A 23172-nucleotide genomic window follows, 5' to 3' on the forward strand; every position below is an offset into this window, starting at 1 on the left:
TACTAGATACTAGATGCTAGATGCTAGATGCTAGATGCTAGATTGTGAAATTGGCTTTGTCCCTTAATTGGAAATATAACTAAACACGGTTATAAAACTCACTAGAAAAATGAATTCTTGTATTCAGTTACTCCCTTTTCTATAGACAATAACTCAGCCTATATTTTTATGTAAATAAACTGTAATTATTTTTGTTAATTTTGTTGCCTTATTGTAATTACAGCAACATTTTCCTGAATAACAATCTTTCACTGTTTAATTTCCCAGTAAATATAACTTCACATAACTTCTCCAGAAGCCTATTAAATAAGCACATTTGCGCTTACGCGTACAATCCCTTCTGAAAAGACAATAACCTTATTTTTCATAAATATGCTTGTTGTTTAAAAAACTAAAATTGTAATAACGCATTTATAAAACAACAAAATCGATTTATTCTTTGATCTGTTCTACCCTGATCAAGTTTCCTATGACTGTTTAAATTCTCACCATCCTTTTTAGATACAAACTAAAGTGTCAGTAAATTAATCAATTAAACTTATTTTTCAATCACATTCAATGCAATTGATTCGCTTTTTAAAGGTAAATTCGACACAATATAACGACATTAATTACGGGTAAATAATATGAATCAAGTATCACCAAGCCTTTTATGGCATGACTATGAAACCTTTGGCTTAAATCCAGGCACAGATCGTCCTTCACAGTTTGCCGGTATTCGCACCGATCTTGATTTAAATATTATTTCAGAACCTTATCAATGGTACTGCCGACCACCCAATGATTATTTACCTGCACCTGAAGCTTGTTTAGTCACCGGCATTACACCGCAATACGCACTTCAGCACGGTGAATTTGAAAACCAATTTATTTTTAATATTTTACAACAATTTCAACAGGCTAATACCTGTGTTGTGGGGTACAACAATATTCGTTTTGACGATGAAGTCACTCGCTTTACCTTGTATCGAAACTTTCATGATGCTTACCAAAGAGAATGGCAAAATGGTTGTTCACGTTGGGATATTATCGATATGGTAAGAGCGTGCTATGCCTTAAGACCTGAAGGTATTGAATGGGTATTTGATGAAAATGATGTTCCCTCTTTTAAGTTAGAGTTATTAACTAAAGCCAATGACATAGTGCATCAACAGGCACATGATGCAATGTCCGATGTTTACGCGACTATCGCCATGGCTAAATTGATCAAAGAAGCTCACCCTAAACTTTATGAATACTGCTTTAACTTAAGACAAAAGAATAAAGTAAAAGACGTATTAAAAATGGGAAGTTTTTCCCCTTTGGTACATATATCAGGCATGTTCCCAGCCTTACAAGGTTGTTGTTCTTATATTTTACCTATTGCACAACACCCCACTAACAGCAATGCAGTGATCGTAGTTGATTTAAATAAAGATTTATCGCAATTATTATCATTAGATATCGATCAAATTCAATCCTATTTGTATACCGCAACGGACAATTTACCAGAAGGAATCAATCGTCCACCGATTAAACTTATTCATATAAATAAATGCCCGATTGTTGCCAGTGCAAAAACCTTAACCGCTGAACGCGCAAAAGAGTTAGGGGTTGATGCGAAACAATGTCGCGAATCAATGAATTTATTCCTCGCTAATAAACAACTAGTAGAAAAACTAACCGCAGTTTTTGACACTGAAGTAAAAAGCACTGGGCAGCAACAACCAGAACAAAAACTGTATTCTGGTGGTTTTCCTTCGGCAAACGATAAAAAACAAGCCAAAGAGATCACCCAATTATCGCCACAACAGATAGAATCTTACCAAGTACACTTTGATGATCCTAACCTTGAAATGTTATGGCACCGCTATAAAGCGAGAAATTACCCACAAACCTTAACTAGCGAAGAGTCACAAAAATGGAATCGTCATCGTGAAGCGTATTTCATTGAAAATGTTGATAACTACATCGCTCGTTTAGAGATGCTTGCTATTGAACATCAACATAATGAAGAGAAGATTGCGATTTTACAAAAACTTGGACACTACTTAGAGTTTGTAACCAATAACTGATTAAAAAACAGCATACAAATTGCTAGAGAGATGATCTATTTTCTCTAGCAATACCACCTTTCACTTATAAACAAGTCATTTAAAATCAACAATCAATAAAACAAAAATGTAAATTCATTTAGTAAACAATTACTTTAAAAAAGTGTGATATTCCAACATATGGTAAAAACCTATATGGTATAACAAAATTTCACTTCCGCATTTTAAAACATTGGATATGCTATTAGCCTATCTATAAAAAACACCCAACCAATAGGAACAATATGATGAGTAAGATTTTTAGCGATAATTCACAAGCAATTGGTAACACTCCACTAGTACGTTTAAACAATGTAACTACAGGCAATGTATTTGCAAAAGTTGAAAGTCGCAACCCAAGCTTCAGCGTAAAATGTCGTATTGGTGCAAACATGATCTTAGCTGCTGAAAAAGACGGTACGTTAACAAAAGATGTTGAATTAGTTGAAGCAACTAGTGGTAATACAGGTATCGCGCTTGCTTTTGTTGCTGCAGCTCGAGGTTACAAAATCACCCTAACTATGCCTAACACAATGAGTGTTGAGCGTCGTAAACTATTAAAAGCATTGGGTGCAAATTTAGTACTTACTGATGGTGCTCTTGGTATGAAAGGTGCAATCAACAAAGCTGAAGAATTAGCTCAGTCTGAAACTAAAAAATACCTTGTAATGCGTCAATTCGAAAATCCAGCAAACCCTGAGGTTCACGTAGAGACAACTGGCCCAGAAATCTGGAATGATACAGACGGTGAAATCGATGTATTTGTTGCAGGTGTTGGTACAGGCGGTACTATTTCAGGTGTAAGTCGTTACATTAAAGAAATCCAAGGTAAAGCAATTACAAGTGTTGCCGTTGAACCTACAGATTCACCAGTCATTTCACAAACGTTAGCCGGTGAAGAAGTTAAACCTGGACCACACAAAATCCAAGGTATTGGTGCTGGCTTCATTCCTAAAAACTTAGATATGTCATTAATAGACCGTGCAGAGCAAGTAAGCAACGAAGATGCTATTGCAATGGCTCGTCGTTTAATGGAAGAAGAAGGTATTCTAGCCGGTATTTCTTCTGGTGCGGCAGTCGTTGCTGCAGCACGTTTAGCAGCAGAGCCGGAATACAAAGATAAGAACATCGTTGTTATTTTACCAAGCTCTGGTGAGCGTTACTTATCAACAGCTCTTTTTGCAGGTGTTTTTGAAGGTGAAAACTTCGCTTAATTTACCTCATAAATAGCTTAAAAAAGGTGCTTTTTAGCACCTTTTTTTATATCTAAATATTGGAAAAACTGAGCTTTGCTTAAAAAACACTCAAAAACAACAATAATACATAGTTTTCCCCTTTAAAGAGGAGAAAATCGTTGACCTAGTACGTCATATTTAGGATCATTAAATATGATATTGAACGTTTTAATAACGGGTATTTAAAGATAAGTAAGGTGAGAGAAAAACTTAATATTTAGTTAATCGCTATTATCAATTTTTTCTTTTATTCCTACCTCTCATTTTTAAAGTTTATACGCTGCATTTTAACAATTTCAATGTCGTTCAATAGCAATTTTTTTTTACATCAATTAAAATTTGCTATCATTACAAATTTAAATTTATTAAGGTGTTACCATGTATCAAAAAACAGTAACTATCACGGCTCCAAACGGTCTTCATACTCGCCCTGCAGCACAATTTGTTAAAGAAGCAAAATCATTTGCATCTGACATTTCTGTTGAAGTAGGTAGCAAATCTGCAAGTGCAAAAAGTCTTTTCAAACTACAAACTCTTGGTTTAACTCAAGGCACATCAGTGAACATTAAAGCTGAAGGCGCAGACGAGCAAAAAGCTGTTGATACGCTTGTTGAGTTAATGGCAACATTAGTTTAATACATATATCTTTCAATAAGATAAATATTTAGTAGTTTTAAGGATAGGTTATGATATCTGGCATACTGGCATCCCCTGGTATTACGTTTGCAAAAGCATTGTTATTACAAGAAGACGAAATTTCTCTCAATACTGAGAAAGTAAGCAATATTGAACATGAAATTACTCGATTTCTTGACGGCCGAGCAAAAACTTCAGCTCAACTAGAAGTAGTTAAGCAAAAAGCTCTTGAGACATTTGGTGAAGAGAAAGAAGCTATCTTTGAAGGGCATATAATGCTACTTGAAGATGAAGAGCTTGAAGAAGATATCATCACCTATATCAAGAAAAACAAAGCAACTGCCGACTTTGCTGTTAACGCAGTCGTGGAAGAAAATGCACAAATGTTACAAGAGTTAGACGACCCTTACTTGCGTGAACGTGCAGCTGACTTCCGTGACATCGGTAACCGTTTATTAAAGAACGTATTAGGCATTGACATTGTTAATCTAAGTGATATTTCAGAAGAGGTTGTGTTAATTGCAAATGATTTAACACCTTCTGAAACGGCACAAATTAACCTAGATAAAGTATTAGGCTTTATTACAGACATTGGTGGCCGTACTTCACATACGTCTATCATGGCTCGCTCACTAGAGATTCCAGCCATTGTTGGTACTAACGATATTACTCAAAAAGTAGAGAATGGCGACCTAGTTATTCTTGATGCTTTAAACAATAAAGTAATCATCAACCCAACTGATGCAGAAATGGAAGAAGCTAAAGCTGTACGTGAAGAGTTCTTACACGAAAAAGCTGAGCTAGCTAAATTAAAAGATTTACCAGCTACAACGACTGATGGTCATCAGGTTGAAGTTGGGGCAAACGTTGGTTCTGTAAAAGACACTGACGGTGCTAAGCGCAACGGCGCAGAATGTGTTGGTTTATACCGCACAGAATTCCTATTCATGGATAGAGATCAACTTCCTACTGAAGAAGAACAGTTCCTTGCTTACAAAGATGTTGTAGAAGCAATGGAAGGTAAAGCATGTATTATCCGTACTATGGATATCGGTGGTGATAAAGACCTACCTTACTTAGACTTACCAACGGAATTAAACCCATTTTTAGGATGGCGTGCAATCCGTATCTGTTTTGATCGTCCAGAGATCATGAATCCACAATTACGTGGTTTATTACGTGCTTCTGCCTTTGGTAAAATCCGTATCATGTTCCCAATGATCATCTCAGTTGAAGAAGTTCGTAAATTAAAAGCTATCCTAGAAACATTAAAAGCTGAATTAAGAGATGAGAATCTTGCTTTTGATGAAGAGATTGAGATTGGTGTAATGATCGAAACACCAGCGGCTTCTGCAATTGCGCACCACTTAATTAAAGAAGTAGATTTCTTCAGTATCGGTACTAACGATTTAACACAGTACACACTAGCTGTGGACCGTGGTAATGAATTAATTTCTGATCTTTACAACCCATTAACACCTTCTGTTTTAACTATCATTAAAACAGTAATCGATGCATCTCATGCAGCGGGTAAATGGACTGGTATGTGTGGTGAGTTAGCAGGTGATGAACGTGCAACTCTATTACTACTAGGTATGGGCTTAGATGAATTCTCAATGAGTTCAATTTCAATTCCTACGGTTAAGAAAGTTATCCGTAGCACTAGCTTTGCAGATGCCAAAGCGCTAGCTGATAAAGCATTATCAATGGCGACTGCGGGAGAGATAGAAGCCTTAGTTAACGACTTCAATAAAGCTAAAGGTATTAGTTAACTGATTGATAAGAAAGGTAGGTTATCGCTTACCTTTCTTTTTATTTTATAAAATTGGAGTTTAGTTATATGGGTTTTTTTGATTCTTTAAAAAAAGCAGTAAGCGGCAATACACAAACAGCAAACACCATTGATATTATTGCACCACTATCAGGTGAGATCATTGCTATTGAAGATGTGCCAGATGTCGTTTTTGCTGAAAAAATTGTTGGTGATGGCATTGCGATTCGCCCTACCGGAAATAAAATGGTTGCACCATGTGATGGTGAAATTGGTAAGATTTTCGAAACTAACCATGCCTTTTCACTAGAGTCTGCAGATGGTATTGAATTATTTGTTCACTTTGGTATTGATACAGTTGAGCTAAAAGGCGAAGGTTTTACTCGCGTTGCTCAAGAAGGTCAAAAAGTAAAAGCGGGTGATACTATCATCGAGTTCGATCTTGCTTTATTAACTGAAAAAGCTAAATCTATTTTAACGCCTGTTGTTATCTCTAACATGGATGAGATTAAAGAGTTACAGAAAATGTCTGGTACTGTTGAAGTAGCGTCAGATCCTGTGCTTAAAATCGTTAAATAATGATAAACAAGTTCCAATATAAAAAGTCGCTTAGGCGGCTTTTTTCATTTTAGCCCTCCTTGTTCTTAACTTCTCTTTCTTGTTACAATCATGCATCTTTTTATTTAATAATAGAAGCATTTCAATGACAACAACTATGTACGGTATCCCAAATTGCGATACTATTAAAAAAGCGCAAAAATGGCTTAAAGAAAACGACATTGCCTTCACCTTTCATGACTACCGTAAAGATGGGTTAGATGAAGATTTATTAGCTCAGTTTTATGCTGTTTCTTCTTGGGGTGAGCTGTTAAATAAACGTAGCACTAGCTATCGTGCACTAACGGAGCAACAAAAAGAGACCTTAGATGAAACAACAGTTAAAGCACTGTTCATCGATTCCCCTACTTTAATAAAACGTCCGCTAATCATTCATAACGGCGCTGCAATCGTCGGATTTAATGTTAAAAAATACCAATCTTTTTTTGCAGTATAAGGAAATACAATGAGCCATTCACCAGTCGTATCACTATTACAAGATTTAATCAGTCGTCGTTCAGTCACTCCTGAAGATGCAGGTTGCCAAGACCTTCTTATTTCACGTTTAGAAAAAATGGGTTTTGTATGTGAAACAATGGAATTTGAAGATACCTTAAACCTTTGGGCAAGACGTGGTACGGAAGCCCCCCTATTTTGTTTTGCAGGTCATACTGATGTGGTTCCACCGGGTCCAGAAAGTAAATGGAACACTCCGCCCTTCGAACCAACTATTGTTGATGGCATGTTGTATGGACGTGGTGCAGCAGACATGAAAAGTGGTATTGCTTGTTTCATGCTTGGCTTAGAAGCATTCATTGAAGAGCACCAAGAACATAAAGGCTCAATTGCGCTATTAATTACTAGTGATGAAGAAGGCCCTTTTATCAACGGTACAACACGTGTGATAGATGTATTAGAAGCGCGTAATGAGAAAATTGATTACTGTATCGTTGGTGAACCTTCAAGTACTAACCATGTAGGTGACATTATTAAAAATGGTCGTCGTGGTTCATTAACCGCTGATATCACTTTTAAAGGTACACAAGGACACGTTGCTTACCCGCATCTAGTTAATAACCCTATTCATTTAGCTGCCCCTGCTTTAACAGAGCTAGTACAAACAGAATGGGATAAAGGTAACCAGTACTTCCCTGCAACCAGTTTTCAAATTACTAACTTTAATTCAGGTACTGGTGCGAGTAATGTTGTTCCTGGTGATGCGGTTGTACAATGTAACTTCCGTTATTCAACTGAACTGACAGCGGACATGTTAACTGAAAAAGTGGAAGGGATATTAAATAAATCCGGTTTTGAATACGATATTAAATGGACTTATAACGGCCAACCATTTATTACGGAACCAGGTTCGCTAACAGATGCTGTTGCTGATGCTATTTTAGCAACAAACGGCATTACTACTGAGCTATCAACAAGTGGCGGTACATCCGATGCGCGCTTTATTGCGCCTACTGGCGCACAAGTGGTGGAACTAGGCCCAATTAATGCCACCATCCATAAAGTAAATGAATCAACTAACATTGCCCAATTAGATGAATTAGTTGATATCTTTAAGCTAACACTTAAAAACTTACTGGCATGAACCCATTAGAATTGACCGGACAAGCGCAAACTCATTTGGTTGAGTTTGCACCGAATAGGTTACTGCATAAGCAAGTCATCGCAGACTTTACAGCGTTACAAAGTAGCGCTAAAAGTGCAGGCTTTACGCTACATGTTGCTAGTGCTTTTCGTAGCTTTGAACGTCAATTACATATATGGAATAACAAATATTCCGGTGTTACTGCGATATTAGATCAGCTAGAAAAACCTATTGATATCAACAAAGTGAGCGAACGGGAAAAACTGTATCACCTGTTGCATTGGTCTGCCCTACCAAGTGCTAGTCGCCATCACTGGGGAACAGATATCGATGTATACGACCCGAGCTTATTACCACAGGGCCAATCATTGCAGTTGCAGAAAAGTGAGTATTTGAATGGTGGTTATTTTAGTGAGTTAACGGCTTGGTTAGGTGAGAATATTCAAGCATTCGGTTTTTGTCGTCCTTATCAAAAGGATCAAGGTGGAGTTGCTGAAGAGCCATGGCACTTAAGTTATTTTCCCATTGCAGAAAACTGTTTAGTACAACTAGATCTCGATTTAATTCGTGACACAATTCAATCTCATGAGATTTTAGGTAAAGAATTGATCCAACAAGAGTTAGCACATATCTATCAGCAGTATGTCTGCAATCTAACACCAAGATAAAAATCTAACTTATACCAATCACACTAAATAACTGATCTATTTTACTGGTTAAAATGACTTACTTCTTCGTTGTCATTTTTCCTGCGCAAAATTTAGCTCGCTTACTTAATGCAATTGGTATTACTTTAAAAGTAAAAAGCCAAGTACATGTATGTACTTGGCTTTATTTTTTAGAAACTATCCAACAAAAACTAGTCTTTAAAGTTATTAAACTGGAAACCCATTCCTAAATCACACTCTTTTACTAAGCGCATCGTTTGCTGAAGGTCATCACGTTTTTTACCGGTTACACGTAATTGATCACCTTGAATAGATACCTGTACTTTCATTTTGCTATCTTTAATGTGTTTTACTAACTTCTTAGCCGTTGGCTGATCAACACCTACTTTAAATTTCACATTTTGTGACCAGAATTTACCAGACTGCTCGTATTTATCAGGGTCCATAGAGCGAGTATCAACACCACGTTTTACTAAGTTAGCACGTAACATATCGCGCAATGCATTGATTTGCATTTCCGCTTCTGCTTCTAATTTAACCACTTCTTTGTTTAGTGTAATAGATGCTTTTACACCACGAAAATCATAACGAGTACCGAGTTCACGGCTAGTGTTATCAACGGCATTTTTAACTTCTACTAAATCAATTTCTGATACGATATCAAATGAAGGCATCTTTGTTCCCTTTTAAAACTATAAAATATTCTAGGGTATGAATTTACCAGAAAACGCAGTGATCATCTATGACTAAGCATTGCCATAGTGTGTTTTGTCTCTTGTAACTAAATCAGCAAATTAGCATAATAGATGTTTATGTTAATGATCATAGTCATTTAACGGTATAGGACACAGTATGATACAAATAATTGGTGCGGGTGCAATTGGTTGCTTATGGTTAGGCAAGTTATTACAAGCAGGTTACCCATGTCATATTGTATCGCGCTCGGTATTGTCTACAAACACTTTAACGCTCACAGACTTAATAGGTAAGTGTCACTCATTTAATGTCTCTCATGGCATGCAGTTACTGCACAAAACGGAGCAAGCACAACAAAGTAGTTTATTAGTGTGTGTTAAAGCACATCAGGTGCTTGCAGCACTGCTACAACAGCAAGCTTATATCAAACCACAACAAGCTATTATCTTAATGCATAATGGTTATGGTTGTGCGGAGCAAGTAGCTAAACACTTCCCTAATAACCCGATTATTTGTGCCACCACTGCCAATGCTAGTTTATTAACTGATGCTTTAACCATTACACATACTGGTGCGGGGCCAAGTTACTTTGGTTTTTATCCAGGTTACGAATCAAATAATAATCATCAACCAATGGAAGACCGATTAAACACCTATTTACACCCTCTGTTAGAGATTATGCCTGATACTCATATTAGTAATGAAATTATCGAGAAATGCTGGTTAAAGCTGATTATTAATGCCGTGATCAATCCACTGACGGCCATTCACCAGATCAAAAATGGGCAATTGCGTTGCACTGAATATGCACCGTTAATCCAGCCATTAGTATTAGAAGTCTTTGCTATTGCAGAAGCTGAACAATTAACCTTTGATTTAAATGAATTGCAGGAAACTGTAGCAAATGTGATTAAAGCTACCGCAGAAAATTATTCCTCAATGAATAGAGATATTCACTTTGGCCGACAAACAGAGATAGAGTTTATCAATGGTTACCTGATTAAAAAGGCGTTACAACATAATATTGAAACGCCAATTTTAAATGATTTATATGCGCAAGTTAGAGCGATGGAGAGTCACTAATTAATTGCTGTAAGTATTCATCCATACGAGTGCTTAATTTGTCTTGTAAACGCAATTTTAATAGATCTTTTTGCTTTGCTGAAACCTTAATAGGCCAACGTTTACGACTGATCACTTGACCATTTTCGCTAAGACTTAACTCATAACTACCACGTAGCCAATACCAAGACTCAATTAACGCAGGATTAGTTACATCTGCATAACCTGTTACTTCAATATTTGCATTATCAGTGACTTGAACGCCTAATGAAGAAAGGCCCGACTGAATTGCTTTTGCTTGAGACTCTGTATCAGCCTTTGCTGCGATAGCTAAAGCAGCTAGTTTTTGTTTAATTAATTGCTCAATTTTATCACTTGAAATATCTACTGGCACACCACTACCACTTATATATTGCAATTGAAAGTTTGCCATTTTACGCGTTATTTGAACATCTCGCGCTGAGCGTAACGCATTAATTGATGCAATTGCATTAGGTGCTTGATTAATACTGTAATCAATTAACTCAGCTGTTTTTTCATCTAGGGCAACGATCGATTCCGTTAAGTTTTGTGAAGCACTTAAACGATGTAATACCGCTAGTGCATAATACTCTCCGCTTGGGCTCAACCAGGTTTGTTTAATCTCAACACCTTGAATTGCTTGCTCTGTTTCGGTTTGAATATCACGTTGTAACGTACTTGAACTTTCCATGGTGACACCCAAAGCACTCTCTTGTTTAACTGCTTCGGTTAAGGTGCGGGTTTCAGCTCTGACGTTCACAGAGAATATCTCTAATAAATTAGCCACGGCATTTTTGCCTGCGCGAGTTCTATTAGAAGCTTGTCCTACCGCCGTTAAATATTGTGATTCAGGATATTCAGTTTGTGCATGATCTATCCATGTTGGGCGCTGATTGTCAGTTTGCGTTGAAGATGGTGTGGAGCAAGCGCTCAGTAAAAATACGCTAGATAATAGTGAAGCAAGTAAGGTGATCTTTTTCATGTAAACTCCTTAACAAAAGGCTAATCATTGCTGATAGTGCAATATTTTATTGGATAAATTAGTCGCTAAAATAACATGTTGATGCCCTTGCTGAAGACTCACTGAATTGTCGGCAGTCTTAGGGGGAGAAACAACAATATTATCTGAGTTAGTGTCTAAATAAGCAAATTGAATTGTCGCAGGTAACATATTCCAACTTCGCAAATCAGCGACTTCACTGATCAAAGTGGCAAAATTAAGCAAGGTACCGATTAATTGATCTTTCTTTTTGGCTTCCTCCACCACTTTATATTTTGCAATCGCTCTGGTGGTGGTGAGTAATAGAATAGAAGGATACTCTTTATCTAAATCCTCTCTAGCAATGTCATTAATATTTTCTGTAACTTGCGTATTTTTAATTTGTTGTCCGTCACCGACTTGTGCACTTACAGGGCGTGGCACACGTTCCGGGTAAGTTGGCATGGCAATACGGATCAGTTGTTGGCCATTAAAACTTGGCACAGTTAAACTCGCTTGAACTTTATTAGACACAACACCGTTAAAGTACAGTACAAATACTTGCCCCTTAGCCGTTTGATGCTCTGCTAAGCTTGGGTAGGCTTGACTATATTTATCATAAGCTTGGTCATTACCCATTTTTAAGCTCATTCTTAATAAACCTAACTTCAACCCTTCTGGCAAAGCGATATGACGTTTATTAAGTACCTCTTCAGCCAATTGATAGCTAATAAAGGCATTAGAGCGTTCATCTAATAACTCATAAATAATACCAGAAATAAGGTGGGTACTAGCCAGTTGACCACTCAAAGAGTCTTTATCAAAGAGTTTTTTCATGGCGACGTCGGCTTGTAACATTTCCACGCGCGCGCCACCTATATCTTGATTAAATAGATAACTCAAAGCCAACATATTATGCACCATGACACGATCAAGGGGATAACCACTATAACTTCTTAAGGTCTCATTAACCGTCCCTGCCCCGATATTTTCTGACACCGAAGTCGCTGCCAGAGATCCCATCTCTTTTTTAGCAATTAATAGTGCATCAATAGACTCAGGAAAGTGCCCAGATAATAACTGTAGGTAACCTATATTAAGATAATATTGCGCTATATCTCTATCGTCAGGTTTAGTTTCTTGTAATGCTGAGAGGATGGACTCTGGTGTTTGAAATTGTAAATCATCTGCAAGTCGATTGTTAGAGTGCTGAGCACAGCCGGAAAGTAAAAAGACAAAGACAAGTAACAATTTATACATAGTTATTCCATTTGATACAATAATAGGCTCATTACAGAGCCTATTATTGTATATAAACGTTACGGACGGATTTTACTGTTAGAGATAAGTTTTTTGATTTTCTTCTCACCAATCCACACTTTACGGTTATCCTTTAAGCTAATTAATTCAAGGTTGACTTGATAAAAACGCACCTGCGTAGTGCCATCTACATCAACAATGGTATTGATTTGACCTTGCATCATGAAATCTGCACCATACTCTTGCCCAGCTTCTTTACGTGTTACTTCTGATGCATTTAAGTCTTGATCTGCACGCTCATCACGAATTTCTTGACGACTTGAAGCACTTGCAACAAATTGTACTTCACCGGAATTAATTAATTCTCTCTCCATATTGGCAACAAAAGTATTGGTATTAATATGCTCATGGCTTAAATTTTTAATGCGGCCAACAATAACAGCAGGGTCTTTACCTTCACTGGTCACAAACTTAGTGATCCACGGTCTTGATAATGAATCTTGGATCATCTCTTCAGCCACTAACTGAGAGTCTGTATCGTTCCATGCACCACTTAAATCAACCTGTTCGCTTGCATCTAAACGCTCTACTGACGTTGAACAAGCAGTAAGCATTACACTACTCATTACCGCCAATAAAAGACTAGTATGTATTTTCATTGTAAACTCCACTTTGTAAAGAATAAAATAGTATCAATAACTTATCATAACTTAATAGATAAAGTTAATTTACTAACTTGCCTAATCTTTTTCCACCTAATAAATGTAAATGTATGTGATAGACCTCTTGCCCGCCATCATTATTACAGTTCATGATTAAGCGATAACCTGACTCCGCAATGCCCTCTTCTTTGGCTAACTTTTTAGCGACCGTATATAACTTCCCGATTAACACTTCATCTTCAACCTCGATATCATTAGCCGTTGCGATCAGTTTATTGGGAATAATCAAAATATGCACCGGTGCCTGCGGTGAAATATCACGAAAAGCAGTAACATACTGATCTTGGTATAACGTATCCGACGGGATCTCTTTATCAATTATTTTTCTAAATATTGTTTCTTCAGCCATCTTTAATCCTTAATCAATGTTTTTATCAATGGTGCTTGTTCATGGCCAATAACCACTGATCGTTATAGCTCGACAATCGCACCTTTACCAATGCCTTCATAGGCAAACACAGTGACCTTATTATCACCTTCTTCAGCTTTAATGGTTTCACAGATGAAGCGTGCTAACTCTTCTACCGTGGTATCATTGTTTAATACTTCACAGCGACTAGCAGGCATTAATAACTCAAAATACCCCTGCGGCGCATGATAAGCAGAACAATGAACTTCAGCAGTTGGTTTCTGTGTAATAAACGACAGGTCACTACGTTTAATCAGATCACTTTCACTGGCTAAATAGATATCTGTCCAACGCGCAGCCCATTGCTCAACCCATTGTTCGCTATATTGATCATTAATAAAAATATCAATTTTAGAACGATGACCATGTGCAATGCGTTGGCAATTACCATTATGTTTCTTTAAACCGTGAGTGTAATGGTAAAATGGCGTATTGATCACTTCTGGATGTAAAGTGATTTGCAGTCCAGATATATTCTCTGGTAATTTTTCTAGAATAACCTGCTCTAAATAACGCGCAATAAATGCCTCATTAATAACCTCACAATCAAGCAAACAGTATGCTTCATGTGGCGCCTTTACTTGAATAAGTTCAGCATCATTTAAATGGTAATCAACTTGAGTTCGCTCATCTTCTGCTTGCACTTTACAAGCAGCAGATAAACTTGGTACTAATAGTTTATGATCAACTTCAGCATCGATAATCGCTTTGATCTGTTTCTTCACCAAAGCAAAGTCTAAAATCATAGATTGTTCATTTAACTGCCCATCTAACACCACATCAACTTGATAGCTTTCCCCTACAAAACCACGAGTAGCCTCTAAGTAAGTTGAATCAATAACAGTTAAATCTCGTACAAATAATTTCATTCTTTTATCTCTTTTTTGCTTAATCCCCTTCGCAAGGGGAATACAAGCAGTGTAATCTATTAATGCTTAAAAAGGTGCTTTTCCATCATCCGTAACGGTTTCAGTGATCACCATTTCACCTGCATCAATCAATGCATCACGTTTTAATTGTTCGCGTAAATTAGGCGGAATGCCTTGAATAGTTAGCGTATCAGAAGCTTCATCATAAAGAATAGAAGAGCCTAAATGTTTTTGGTCGAAACTAATATTCATGCCGCCACCCGTTCCTACATATTTAGTTAACTTTCTAACTAAGGTTTTATCCGCAGGGAAGTTTTCCTCTAACTGATAATCTTCGCTGACAAAGTCATAGAAGCTACCTTCTAAATTTGAGGTTGATTGAAACTCTTCGGATAGGCTCGACAGATCAATGTCTTGCCCCTCTTTGATTTGCTCTTTACAGTAATTAAAAGTAACTTCGCGGACCTCTTGCTTTTGTTCTGTTGGCAGCTCTTGCTTTTCACAAAACTCTTCCACTGCTTTTAATAAACCTTCATTCTGCACTTTTGCATCAAACCCTTCTTTTGCGCCCATAAAGTCTAAGAAGAAATCAGAGACTTTACGACCAACACGCCCTTTAATAAAGGAAATATAACGATTAGCTTCTGGATCACGTTTTAATAAAGTAAGGTCAATACGAGCCACTAATTGGATTTTACTGGTTTCGATATGCTGACTAACTTGTAACTCTAAATTTTCATTAACACTAATCGATTGATTATTTTGAAGTAAAGCAACCAATAAGTAATCACTGGTTGTCCATGTGTATTTACTGATCAATAACACACCTTCTTCAGCAAAATCATGATCTTTTAACTCAGCAACTAATCGACCAGCAGCCTGTTGAGAAAAACCAACAAAATCCAATTCGCCGTTCATCTCTTCAGTTAACGCACGTTGGAATACTTGTGATTTTTCCCCTTCATCGGCAAAAAATGCAAACGCTTTGTTTGATTTACTCTGGTAGCTGCGGTGTAAATCCATGACCAACTGCTCAATTGACGGCGAAATAGGTAGCTCGCCTTCACGCATTTTGCATGATAAGACACCCTCACTATTGTAATTTAAAGAGTGTAAAATAATATTAGTAGCGGAAACGTTCATAGAAATATGACCTTGTGAGAAACGAATAAACTTAATTGGCAAATTATACACACCGCAATCCATCTTGAAACAGTAATTATTTGCTTAATTATCTGTGTAACTTTTCAAAATCGAGGAGTTAAGTCATTGGTATAATAATACGAGTGCGGTATCATAACGCAATTATCATTCCTTATATTAGAAGTTTATTATGCCAATTCAATCAAAGTACTCTAGCCAAAAAATCGAATCAATTCTGGATCAAGTAATGGATGTTTTACATGACAACGACGTCTCTGTAGATCTTAGCTTAATGATTTTAGGCAACAGTATTACTCATATCATTAATAGCCAAGTGCCTACAGCACAACGTCAAGCAATCAGCGACAAATTTGTTAAAGCATTAAGTGCTTCTATTAATTCAAAAGAAAAATAAAAAATATGGTTGAAACAGGTCATAAATTTCACGATAACGTCGCCAAAAATGTCACTTGGGCACATTGGTTTACGTTCTTTAATATTATTGCTATTTCTTTAATCAGCTTACGTTACATTGCGTATTCAGGGTTAGCTGATACTGGTTTGGGCATTACTTATCAGTTTATTAGTCTACTGGGGCATTTTAGCTTTCTTGCAGCTGTGGTGTTTGGAATATTATTATTCCCACTGGCGTTTTTAATATCGAATAATTTAATTTATCGCCTCGTTTCAATCATGATCGCCACTACTGCGATCACTTTTTTGATTGTTGATACACAGATATTTAGATTGTATGAATTCCACCTTAACCCATTAATTTGGCAATTCTTACAGAAACCCGAACAGGTTGAAGAGATTTACTCCATCAACTTGCACTATATTTCAATCCCAATTACTTTTGCTTTAGAAGCTTTTTTCTCGATGATTTTGTGGAAAAAAGTACGCATCATACACGCGAAACAGATAGGTAAACCGATCGCGCTCTTCCTGTTTGCGAGTTTTGTACTAAGCCACTTGGTTTATATTTGGGCCGATGCGACACAGTATCGTCCGATTACCCATCAGCGTTCTTTATACCCACTCTCTTATCCGATGACCGCTCGCACCTTCCTAACTAAACAAGGTTGGTTAAATGAAGATGCGATTCAAAAAAGTGAACTAAACGCTTTAGGTACTAACCCTAAAGTACTTAACTATCCTTTAAAACCATTAACTTATGCCTCTACTCCTAGCTTTAGCGCCGATTACAATATTTTGATTGTGAATGTTGAATCGTTACGTGCTGATATGCTTAATGATCATAATATGCCAAATTTACAGGCGATCAGTGAACAAGCAATTAATTTCAAAAATCACTTCAGTGGCGCTAATAATAGTGCTCAAGGTGTCTTTAGTTTGTTCTATGGTTTACCTAACAGTTACTGGGACCCAATCACTGATAATCATATTGCCCCTGTATTGATGGACAAAGTGGTTGAAAGTAACCGTTCTATCGGTTTGTTCTCTAGTATTGGTTTTGTTCACCCTGAGTTTTTACAAAGTAGCTTTAGCCACCTTAAACAGCAAGCTGACGTTTACTACTCTGATGCCACTAATAATAACCAAGTGATGCAACAGTGGGATGAATGGATTAAAACACAGCAGCAAAGCACACCTTGGTTCGCTTATGTTTATTTAGAGCAGCAGAATGATCATCTGTTTACGCAGCCTTCTATCAAAACAATACCTGAGCAAACAGAGCAATTAACATTGTATCAATCTCAAGTATTAGCCATAGATGAAAAGATACAAACCATAGTAGATAGTTTGAAAGCACAACAGGCTTATCAGAATACTATTATTATATTGACTGGAACCAATGGTCAGTCTTTTAAAGAGCAAAATAGTAATGACACATTAATCAGTGGCGCAAGTGTGCCAATGGTGATTGTATGGCCAAATAAACCGCCTCGTGCTGTTTACCATATGACCAGTCATGTCGATTTAGTGCCAACCTTAATGCAAGAGGTCTTTGCTGTAGACAACCCTAGTAATCAATTTAGTAGTGGCCATGACTTGTTTACTAAACAAGATCGTGACTTTATATTGTCAGGCGATAGTAAGAACTACATTATTTATGAAAACCGTAGAATTACTAAATTTTCGGGAAATGGCGACATTGATAGTATTGACTGGCAAGGTAATTACCTTGAACAAAATGCGGAAAGTGATGCTTTGAACATTACCCTGTTAATTGATGTACTTTCACGCTCAAGACGCTTTAATCAAAAATAAGTGTTTAGACAAATGAGCTATTTTACTTGTTAAAATGACTTAATAAAAAGCCGATAAAGCCGGAGAATTAACGCTCAACTTTATCGGCTTTTTCTATTTTATGAGTGCTTTAAAGAGTGGTTATTTAGCCACTTTTACTGTACTTGGGTCTATTCCGTATTGGCTGGCTAGATATTGTAAGTAACCTAAATCCTCGCACATACTTTTACCAGGCTCATCGGAAATTTTAGCAACAGGTTTACCATTAACCGTCACCATTTTAATGACAATGCTAAGCGGTTTATTACCAACATCATTCATCAAGTTAGTACCAATACCAAAAGACACTTTAATTCGTCCTCTAAAACGCTTCCAGATCTCTATCATTCTCGGGAAATCCAATGAATCGCTGAATACCAAGGTTTTGCTTAAAGGATCAATTTCCATCTTATGATATAAGTTAATTGCCTTTTCGCCCCACTCAAATGGGCAACCACTGTCATGTCGTAAACCATCGTAAAGTTTACCAAAATAAGGGTCATCGAAATCACGCATAAAAGAATCCATAGAGTAACAGTCTGTTAAGGCAATACCTAAACGACCACGATACTCTCTTACCCAGCCTTCTAAGGCGGCTTTTTGTGCGTCAGCTAAACGTGTGACTGCTTGCCAGCTTTGAAACCATTCATGCGCCATGGTGCCCATGGCAGGTAAATCTAATTTTCTAGCAAAATGCACACAACTTGTTCCAAGGAACTCACTAGGGAACTCTGTTTTTAATGTGCTTAATACTTCCTCTTGCCACGCTTTACTCGCTCGACGGCGTGTCCCAAAATCAATAAAGGTTAAGCCCGTTAAATCTTTTTCTGCTTTTAATAAAGCGATTTTGTCTGCGAGCTTTTCTCTCGCCACAAAGAGATCAAATCCGCCACAATTTATAAAAGTATGTAATTCACTAATAATAGAAAGTGCATAGATTTCAAATAAGCTAACATGCAACAAAGGGCCATCAAAACGCAGGTTAATATTTTTACCGTCGGAATGAAGCTGGATAAATTTCATGTTCAATTTAAAGATGCGCAGAAATTCAATAAAGTCTGGCTTGATAAAATGCATTTTGCTTAAGTAATCAAGTTCTTCATCAGTAAAAGATAAGGTGCAAAGGTGTTCAAGTTGGCGCTGTATTTCAGGAATTAAAACGGTTAAATCTAACCCTTCTTGGTTCCGACATGCAAATTTCCATTGCACATTGACCAGACGAAATTCTGCGGCATGATAAAAAGCTTGTAACATACTTATCTTATAAAAATCGATATCTGTTAAACTTTCAATCAACCAACGATCTATTTTTGTATTTTGCATTAACGCGCTAACTCCTGACTACTGGCGATAAATATTACGCCGATATCTTGCATCTCTTGATAGGCAGACTGAATAGAATCATCTGCAATTCCACGGCAAGCCGCTTTATTTAAAATCACTTTAAAGCCGGCTTTAACTAATTGTAAAACCGTTGTTTTCACGCAGTAATCCGTTGCTAGTCCACCAACAATCACGTCAGTCACTTTATTTTCCTTTAACCATTCAATGACACCTGTTCCCTGTTGATCACTTAGGTCGTGATAACAAGCGCCATAGGGGTGCATCTCTGGTTCAATACCTTTTTCTACCACAAAATCATATTCCGCTTCACTGGGTAACCCTGGGATCAGTGAATTACCTTTGGTTCCTACAACACAGTGAGCAGGCCATTTAATATCTAAATTGGGGTAATCACCTTCTACTGGTGTCATTATTTGATCTGGGGATGTGGCAATCCAAGGTGCCTCTGCGGGATGACAATCTTTGCTCACTACTCGGTATTGTGCGAACTCAGCCTGTGCATTTAATTGATCAGTAATAAAGTGCCCTTCTGCTACAGGCAACTCATCAGGACAAAGTGGTGTGAAACCACATTGTGGATCAACATCAAAACTTGCTGTAATAGATTTCTCAACTTTGACCATTTTCTTCTCCAATTTAAAATGATGTTAACAGCGAATATGGGTATGGAACGAGATACCTCTAGATAACCCTATACACACCTGTACTGTCAACTACAGGAACGTAAGAAGGTCTGTTTTTATGTCTATACGGTCATAAAACAAGCATCACTTGTCAAAACACCACTCTTTTATGACTTAAATTAATTTTTATGCGGGTTTCAGTAGCCTCTTTGCCGAACTTTTATTATTCTTAGGCAATTATTTACATAATGGATATTTTTATGGCGCTTAAGGCATAAATATAGCTATTTAATTACATTCAAGGATTTAAATGAGTACTGATACACAAGTGTCTAATCGATGGTCTAGTCGATACGCATATGTTTTAGCTGCAACAGGTGCAGCCGTAGGTTTAGGTAATATTTGGAAGTTCCCATACATAATGGGTGAAAATGGTGGCGGTGCTTTTGTACTTGTTTACTTAGCATGTATCCTATTAATTGGTATTCCAGTAATGATGGCAGAAGTTATCATTGGTAAACGTGGTCGCTCTACGCCAGCTAATGCAATTGCACATGTTGCAGCCGAATCTGGTCGCTCAACGCATTGGTCATTAATTGGTACAATCGGCGTTATTGCTGGTTTCCTTATTCTAAGCTTTTATGCAGTTATTGCTGGTTGGGCTGCAGCTTACGTATTCTTCTCTGGTTCAGGTGAATTCAGTGCAGCGGCGGCAAACCCCGCGACTAACGCTGATGTGATTGGCGCTTTATTCACTGAGTTAATTACTAGTGTGTCTCAATTGATGGTGTGGTCTACATTAACCCTGATTGCAGCTATCTATGTTATCTCTAAAGGAGTTAAAAAAGGGCTTGAAACGGCTATTACTTACCTAATGCCAGCGCTACTTATTTTATTGGTGGGCATCATGTTCTATTCTGCTGTTGTAGGTGATTTTGCAGCGGCCTTTGATTTCATGTTCCATGTTGATTTCTCACAACTTACCATTGAAGGTGCGTTAGTAGCATTAGGTCACGCCTTTTTCACTCTGAGCTTAGCAATGGGTATTATGATGACTTACGGTGCATACCTACCTAAAGGTGTGTCTATCGTTAAAACATCTATTACTATCGCTATTGCTGATACGGTTGTTGCGTTAATTGCTGGTTTAGCGATTTACCCTATCGTATTTGCTAATGGTTTAGAGCCAAGTGCAGGTCCTGGTTTATTATTCCAATCAATTCCACTAGCGTTTGGTTCAATGCCATTTGGTGACTTTGTTGGTACATTATTCTTTATCATGATTGTATTTGCAGCATTTACCTCGGTAATTGCACTATTAGAGTCTCCAACAGCCTACCTAGTTGAACGTCAAAACATGAGTCGTACTAAAGCAGCGACTGTTGCGGGCATTGGTATTTGGTTATTAAGCCTATGTACTATATTCTCATTTGCAGGCGCTGATTGGACTAAATTGTCATTTGGTATGGGCGGAGATATCTTTGAGTTCTTAGATTACTTAACTGCAAATATCTTACTACCATTAGGCGGTATCTTTATCTCTATCTTTGCTGGTTGGGTAATTAAACCACACATCTTACAAGAAGAGTTAAACCTAACGGGTACACCATTTGCCATTATTTTAGTGTTATTACGTTTTGTAGCACCAATCGGTATTCTATTAGTATTTGCCAATGCTATCGGCTTATTCTAAACCTTTATATTAATTAGCCTAATTAGGTTGATCCCCAAAAAAGCAACTCACTGAGTTGCTTTTTTTATCTTCACAATATTTGCTGAAATATAAATCACACATTAAAAGCAGTTTGATTTACAATGCTTTAACAATTTAATTTTTTAAGGAATAAAAATAATGGGATTGCTATCAAGTTTAACGTCGCTCTTTTCTGGCAATAATAATAACACTCCAGAAGCAGCACCCGTTGAAGAAAGCACTGAATATAAAGGTTTTACTATTACCCCAGCGCCAATCAGTGAAGGTGGACAATATCGTTTGTCAGCCGCAATTACGAAACAGCTTGATAACCAGTTACAAACACATACTTTTATTCGTTCAGATGTTGTTGCTAGCAGAGATGACTGTATTGAGATGACCATTAGAAAAGCCAAAATTGCCATTGACCAAATGGGCGATAGTATCTTTAGTTAATAACCTAATACACCTTAAAGGTAATGGATTGCATGTTAGGCATAACAACACTTGCTCTCCATTAACCGTTCATTTTCTGTTTCTGTGAGTGCTAGACTATGTTCTTCGAATCCTTACAATTTTCATTTTCTATTGTTGGCCCCATTTGTTTATTACTGTTTTTAGGCTGGTTTTTAAATAATACAGGCACCATTAATGACAGCTTTATTGAAGTAGGCTCTAAGTTAGTGTTTAAAGTCACTTTACCGACCTTACTGTTTCTTAGTATTGTTAAAATGGACCATCAAGCCCAAATTAATTTTAACCTAGTAGCGTATGGAATATCGGCTAATTTTATCTTCTTTTTATTGTGTATTATCGCGACTAAATACTGGGTAACTGAAAAAGAACACCATGGTGCCATTATTCAAGGTGCTTTTCGGAGCAATACGGCGATCATCGGTTTAGCTTACGTTAGCAATGTTTATGGCGAAGCAACATTAGGTTTAGCTGCTGTATATGTAGCCTCTCATACCATACTTTATAATATCCTATCGGTTATTATATTATCGCCGAAAAAAGAAGGATTTAGCTTCACAATGGTGTTTAGCATGATTAAGTCGATCCTAAAGAATCCTTTAATCATCAGTATCTTGTTAGGCTTGGTTTTCTTCTTAACTAACATCCCAGTACCTAATCTGATTGTCGATACCGGGCAATATTTTGCGGATATGACATTACCCGTTGCACTGCTTTGCACCGGAGCCAGTTTAAGTGTAGAAGCGTTAAAAAATAATAGCTTTAATTGTCGATTTTCAACTATGCTAAAAATTGTCGTTGGCCCTGTTTTAATCACGGCTGGAGCTTATTGCTTAGGTTATCAAGGAGAGTTATTAGGCTTAGTGTTCTTTATGTCTGCCGCACCAACAGCCGCCGCAAGTTATGTTATGGCAAGAGCAATGGGACACAGTGCAGAATTGGCAGCTAATATTATTGCCATGACTACCATAGGTTCACTGATAACCTGTAGTCTGGGTGTCTCGTTATTATATTGGTTACAATTAATGTAGCCAATATAAGCAGTTTG

General features: G+C 37.2%; 23 protein-coding genes. 14 read left to right on the plus strand and 9 right to left on the minus strand.

Annotation, left to right across the window (positions count from 1 at the left end; translation table 11 throughout):
- The first annotated feature begins 626 nt into the window (after positions 1-626).
- From sbcB to DS885_RS07385, 8 genes are all read left to right on the plus strand, one after another.
- Positions 627-2054, plus strand: a complete 1428-nt coding sequence (gene sbcB / locus DS885_RS07350; RefSeq protein WP_113818786.1) for an exodeoxyribonuclease I — start codon at positions 627-629, stop codon at positions 2052-2054.
- A 266-nt stretch (positions 2055-2320) separates the two neighbouring features.
- Positions 2321-3286, plus strand: a complete 966-nt coding sequence (gene cysK / locus DS885_RS07355) for a cysteine synthase A (RefSeq protein ID WP_113818787.1) — start codon at positions 2321-2323, stop codon at positions 3284-3286.
- A gap of 399 nt (positions 3287-3685) precedes the next feature.
- The gene (locus tag DS885_RS07360; RefSeq protein ID WP_113818788.1) at positions 3686-3943 is read left to right on the plus strand and encodes an HPr family phosphocarrier protein; all 258 of its coding nucleotides are present in this window, start codon (positions 3686-3688) and stop codon (positions 3941-3943) included.
- Between the two features lie 50 nt (positions 3944-3993).
- Complete coding sequence (gene ptsI, locus DS885_RS07365) at positions 3994-5715, plus strand: phosphoenolpyruvate-protein phosphotransferase PtsI (RefSeq protein WP_113818789.1); 1722 nt, start codon at positions 3994-3996, stop codon at positions 5713-5715.
- A gap of 68 nt (positions 5716-5783) precedes the next feature.
- Positions 5784-6293: a PTS glucose transporter subunit IIA gene (crr, locus tag DS885_RS07370; RefSeq protein WP_113818790.1), complete on the plus strand. Its 510-nt coding sequence runs from the start codon at positions 5784-5786 to the stop codon at positions 6291-6293.
- A 124-nt stretch (positions 6294-6417) separates the two neighbouring features.
- Positions 6418-6768, plus strand: coding sequence for an ArsC family reductase (locus tag DS885_RS07375; protein ID WP_113818791.1), 351 nt, complete (start codon positions 6418-6420; stop codon positions 6766-6768).
- Positions 6769-6777: 9 nt separating this feature from the next.
- Positions 6778-7911 carry a succinyl-diaminopimelate desuccinylase gene (dapE, locus tag DS885_RS07380; protein WP_113818792.1) on the plus strand — a complete coding sequence of 378 codons (1134 nt, stop codon included), beginning with the start codon at positions 6778-6780 and terminating at the stop codon, positions 7909-7911.
- Positions 7908-8579 (plus strand): M15 family metallopeptidase, encoded by a 672-nt coding sequence (locus DS885_RS07385; RefSeq protein WP_113818793.1) that lies wholly within the window; start codon positions 7908-7910, stop codon positions 8577-8579. Before dapE ends, DS885_RS07385 begins: the two co-directional genes overlap by 4 nt.
- 191 nt (positions 8580-8770) lie before the next feature.
- Here the strand turns inward: DS885_RS07385 and DS885_RS07390 are convergent, their stop codons facing one another.
- Positions 8771-9253 carry a YajQ family cyclic di-GMP-binding protein gene (locus DS885_RS07390; RefSeq protein ID WP_113818794.1) on the minus strand — a complete coding sequence of 161 codons (483 nt, stop codon included), beginning with the start codon at positions 9251-9253 and terminating at the stop codon, positions 8771-8773.
- 178 nt (positions 9254-9431) lie between these two features.
- Between DS885_RS07390 and DS885_RS07395 the strand changes: the two genes are divergently transcribed.
- Positions 9432-10358 carry a ketopantoate reductase family protein gene (locus DS885_RS07395; protein ID WP_113818795.1) on the plus strand — a complete coding sequence of 309 codons (927 nt, stop codon included), beginning with the start codon at positions 9432-9434 and terminating at the stop codon, positions 10356-10358.
- On the opposite strand, the gene DS885_RS07400 is transcribed toward DS885_RS07395, so the two are convergent.
- The 6 genes from DS885_RS07400 to yejK all read right to left on the minus strand — a co-directional run bounded on the left by DS885_RS07400 (position 10336) and on the right by yejK (position 15740).
- The gene (locus DS885_RS07400; protein WP_113818796.1) at positions 10336-11340 is read right to left on the minus strand and encodes an LPP20 family lipoprotein; all 1005 of its coding nucleotides are present in this window, start codon (positions 11338-11340) and stop codon (positions 10336-10338) included. The genes DS885_RS07395 and DS885_RS07400 overlap by 23 nt on opposite strands.
- Positions 11341-11364: 24 nt before the next feature.
- Positions 11365-12597, minus strand: coding sequence for a COG3014 family protein (locus tag DS885_RS07405; RefSeq protein ID WP_113818797.1), 1233 nt, complete (start codon positions 12595-12597; stop codon positions 11365-11367).
- Between the two features lie 59 nt (positions 12598-12656).
- Positions 12657-13256: a penicillin-binding protein activator LpoB gene (locus DS885_RS07410; RefSeq protein WP_113818798.1), complete on the minus strand. Its 600-nt coding sequence runs from the start codon at positions 13254-13256 to the stop codon at positions 12657-12659.
- Between the two features lie 64 nt (positions 13257-13320).
- Positions 13321-13668, minus strand: a complete 348-nt coding sequence (locus DS885_RS07415) for an HIT domain-containing protein (RefSeq protein ID WP_113818799.1) — start codon at positions 13666-13668, stop codon at positions 13321-13323.
- 62 nt (positions 13669-13730) lie between these two features.
- Positions 13731-14597, minus strand: a complete 867-nt coding sequence (locus DS885_RS07420; RefSeq protein WP_113818800.1) for a 6-carboxytetrahydropterin synthase — start codon at positions 14595-14597, stop codon at positions 13731-13733.
- A 66-nt stretch (positions 14598-14663) separates the two neighbouring features.
- Positions 14664-15740: a nucleoid-associated protein YejK gene (yejK, locus tag DS885_RS07425; protein ID WP_113818826.1), complete on the minus strand. Its 1077-nt coding sequence runs from the start codon at positions 15738-15740 to the stop codon at positions 14664-14666.
- Between the two features lie 190 nt (positions 15741-15930).
- On the opposite strand from yejK, the gene DS885_RS07430 reads away from it, so the two are divergent.
- Both DS885_RS07430 and DS885_RS07435 read left to right on the plus strand, forming a co-directional pair.
- Positions 15931-16155 (plus strand): DUF1414 domain-containing protein, encoded by a 225-nt coding sequence (locus DS885_RS07430; protein ID WP_113818801.1) that lies wholly within the window; start codon positions 15931-15933, stop codon positions 16153-16155.
- 5 nt (positions 16156-16160) lie between these two features.
- On the plus strand, positions 16161-17972 hold the full coding sequence (locus DS885_RS07435; RefSeq protein WP_113818802.1) for a DUF3413 domain-containing protein: 1812 nt from the start codon (positions 16161-16163) through the stop codon (positions 17970-17972).
- A 120-nt stretch (positions 17973-18092) separates the two neighbouring features.
- Here DS885_RS07435 and pncB read toward each other — a convergent pair whose 3' ends face one another.
- Positions 18093-19313 carry a nicotinate phosphoribosyltransferase gene (gene pncB / locus DS885_RS07440; RefSeq protein ID WP_113818803.1) on the minus strand — a complete coding sequence of 407 codons (1221 nt, stop codon included), beginning with the start codon at positions 19311-19313 and terminating at the stop codon, positions 18093-18095.
- Positions 19313-19957: an isochorismatase family protein gene (locus tag DS885_RS07445; RefSeq protein WP_113818804.1), complete on the minus strand. Its 645-nt coding sequence runs from the start codon at positions 19955-19957 to the stop codon at positions 19313-19315. Before DS885_RS07445 ends, pncB begins: the two co-directional genes overlap by 1 nt.
- A gap of 310 nt (positions 19958-20267) precedes the next feature.
- Between DS885_RS07445 and DS885_RS07450 the strand changes: the two genes are divergently transcribed.
- The 3 genes from DS885_RS07450 to DS885_RS07460 all read left to right on the plus strand — a co-directional run bounded on the left by DS885_RS07450 (position 20268) and on the right by DS885_RS07460 (position 23155).
- The gene (locus DS885_RS07450; protein ID WP_113818805.1) at positions 20268-21650 is read left to right on the plus strand and encodes a sodium-dependent transporter; all 1383 of its coding nucleotides are present in this window, start codon (positions 20268-20270) and stop codon (positions 21648-21650) included.
- A 159-nt stretch (positions 21651-21809) separates the two neighbouring features.
- Positions 21810-22106 (plus strand): HlyU family transcriptional regulator, encoded by a 297-nt coding sequence (locus DS885_RS07455; RefSeq protein WP_113818806.1) that lies wholly within the window; start codon positions 21810-21812, stop codon positions 22104-22106.
- 98 nt (positions 22107-22204) lie between these two features.
- Entirely contained in the window at positions 22205-23155 is a 951-nt protein-coding gene (locus DS885_RS07460) for an AEC family transporter (protein WP_113818807.1), read from the plus strand.
- Positions 23156-23172 lie beyond the last annotated feature (17 nt).

It is taken from the genome of Psychromonas sp. B3M02, assembly GCF_003318165.1.
Taxonomy (GTDB): Bacteria; Pseudomonadota; Gammaproteobacteria; order Enterobacterales; family Psychromonadaceae; genus Psychromonas.

Bases quoted from the DNA above. Each gene is read 5' to 3' on its own strand.
- ptsI (WP_113818789.1), top strand. From the start codon at position 3,994: ATGATATCTGGCATACTGGCATCCCCTGGTATTACGTTTGCAAAAGCA.
- DS885_RS07435 (WP_113818802.1), top strand. From the start codon at position 16,161: ATGGTTGAAACAGGTCATAAATTTCACGATAACGTCGCCAAAAATGTC.
- DS885_RS07410 (WP_113818798.1), bottom strand. From the start codon at position 13,256: ATGAAAATACATACTAGTCTTTTATTGGCGGTAATGAGTAGTGTAATG.
- DS885_RS07375 (WP_113818791.1), top strand. From the start codon at position 6,418: ATGACAACAACTATGTACGGTATCCCAAATTGCGATACTATTAAAAAA.
- DS885_RS07385 (WP_113818793.1), top strand. From the start codon at position 7,908: ATGAACCCATTAGAATTGACCGGACAAGCGCAAACTCATTTGGTTGAG.
- crr (WP_113818790.1), top strand. From the start codon at position 5,784: ATGGGTTTTTTTGATTCTTTAAAAAAAGCAGTAAGCGGCAATACACAA.
- DS885_RS07405 (WP_113818797.1), bottom strand. From the start codon at position 12,597: ATGTATAAATTGTTACTTGTCTTTGTCTTTTTACTTTCCGGCTGTGCT.
- yejK (WP_113818826.1), bottom strand. From the start codon at position 15,740: ATGAACGTTTCCGCTACTAATATTATTTTACACTCTTTAAATTACAAT.
- DS885_RS07445 (WP_113818804.1), bottom strand. From the start codon at position 19,957: ATGGTCAAAGTTGAGAAATCTATTACAGCAAGTTTTGATGTTGATCCA.
- sbcB (WP_113818786.1), top strand. From the start codon at position 627: ATGAATCAAGTATCACCAAGCCTTTTATGGCATGACTATGAAACCTTT.
- DS885_RS07450 (WP_113818805.1), top strand. From the start codon at position 20,268: ATGAGTACTGATACACAAGTGTCTAATCGATGGTCTAGTCGATACGCA.
- dapE (WP_113818792.1), top strand. From the start codon at position 6,778: ATGAGCCATTCACCAGTCGTATCACTATTACAAGATTTAATCAGTCGT.
- DS885_RS07360 (WP_113818788.1), top strand. From the start codon at position 3,686: ATGTATCAAAAAACAGTAACTATCACGGCTCCAAACGGTCTTCATACT.
- cysK (WP_113818787.1), top strand. From the start codon at position 2,321: ATGAGTAAGATTTTTAGCGATAATTCACAAGCAATTGGTAACACTCCA.
- DS885_RS07420 (WP_113818800.1), bottom strand. From the start codon at position 14,597: ATGAAATTATTTGTACGAGATTTAACTGTTATTGATTCAACTTACTTA.
- DS885_RS07415 (WP_113818799.1), bottom strand. From the start codon at position 13,668: ATGGCTGAAGAAACAATATTTAGAAAAATAATTGATAAAGAGATCCCG.
- pncB (WP_113818803.1), bottom strand. From the start codon at position 19,313: ATGCAAAATACAAAAATAGATCGTTGGTTGATTGAAAGTTTAACAGAT.
- DS885_RS07390 (WP_113818794.1), bottom strand. From the start codon at position 9,253: ATGCCTTCATTTGATATCGTATCAGAAATTGATTTAGTAGAAGTTAAA.
- DS885_RS07400 (WP_113818796.1), bottom strand. From the start codon at position 11,340: ATGAAAAAGATCACCTTACTTGCTTCACTATTATCTAGCGTATTTTTA.
- DS885_RS07460 (WP_113818807.1), top strand. From the start codon at position 22,205: ATGTTCTTCGAATCCTTACAATTTTCATTTTCTATTGTTGGCCCCATT.
- DS885_RS07430 (WP_113818801.1), top strand. From the start codon at position 15,931: ATGCCAATTCAATCAAAGTACTCTAGCCAAAAAATCGAATCAATTCTG.
- DS885_RS07395 (WP_113818795.1), top strand. From the start codon at position 9,432: ATGATACAAATAATTGGTGCGGGTGCAATTGGTTGCTTATGGTTAGGC.
- DS885_RS07455 (WP_113818806.1), top strand. From the start codon at position 21,810: ATGGGATTGCTATCAAGTTTAACGTCGCTCTTTTCTGGCAATAATAAT.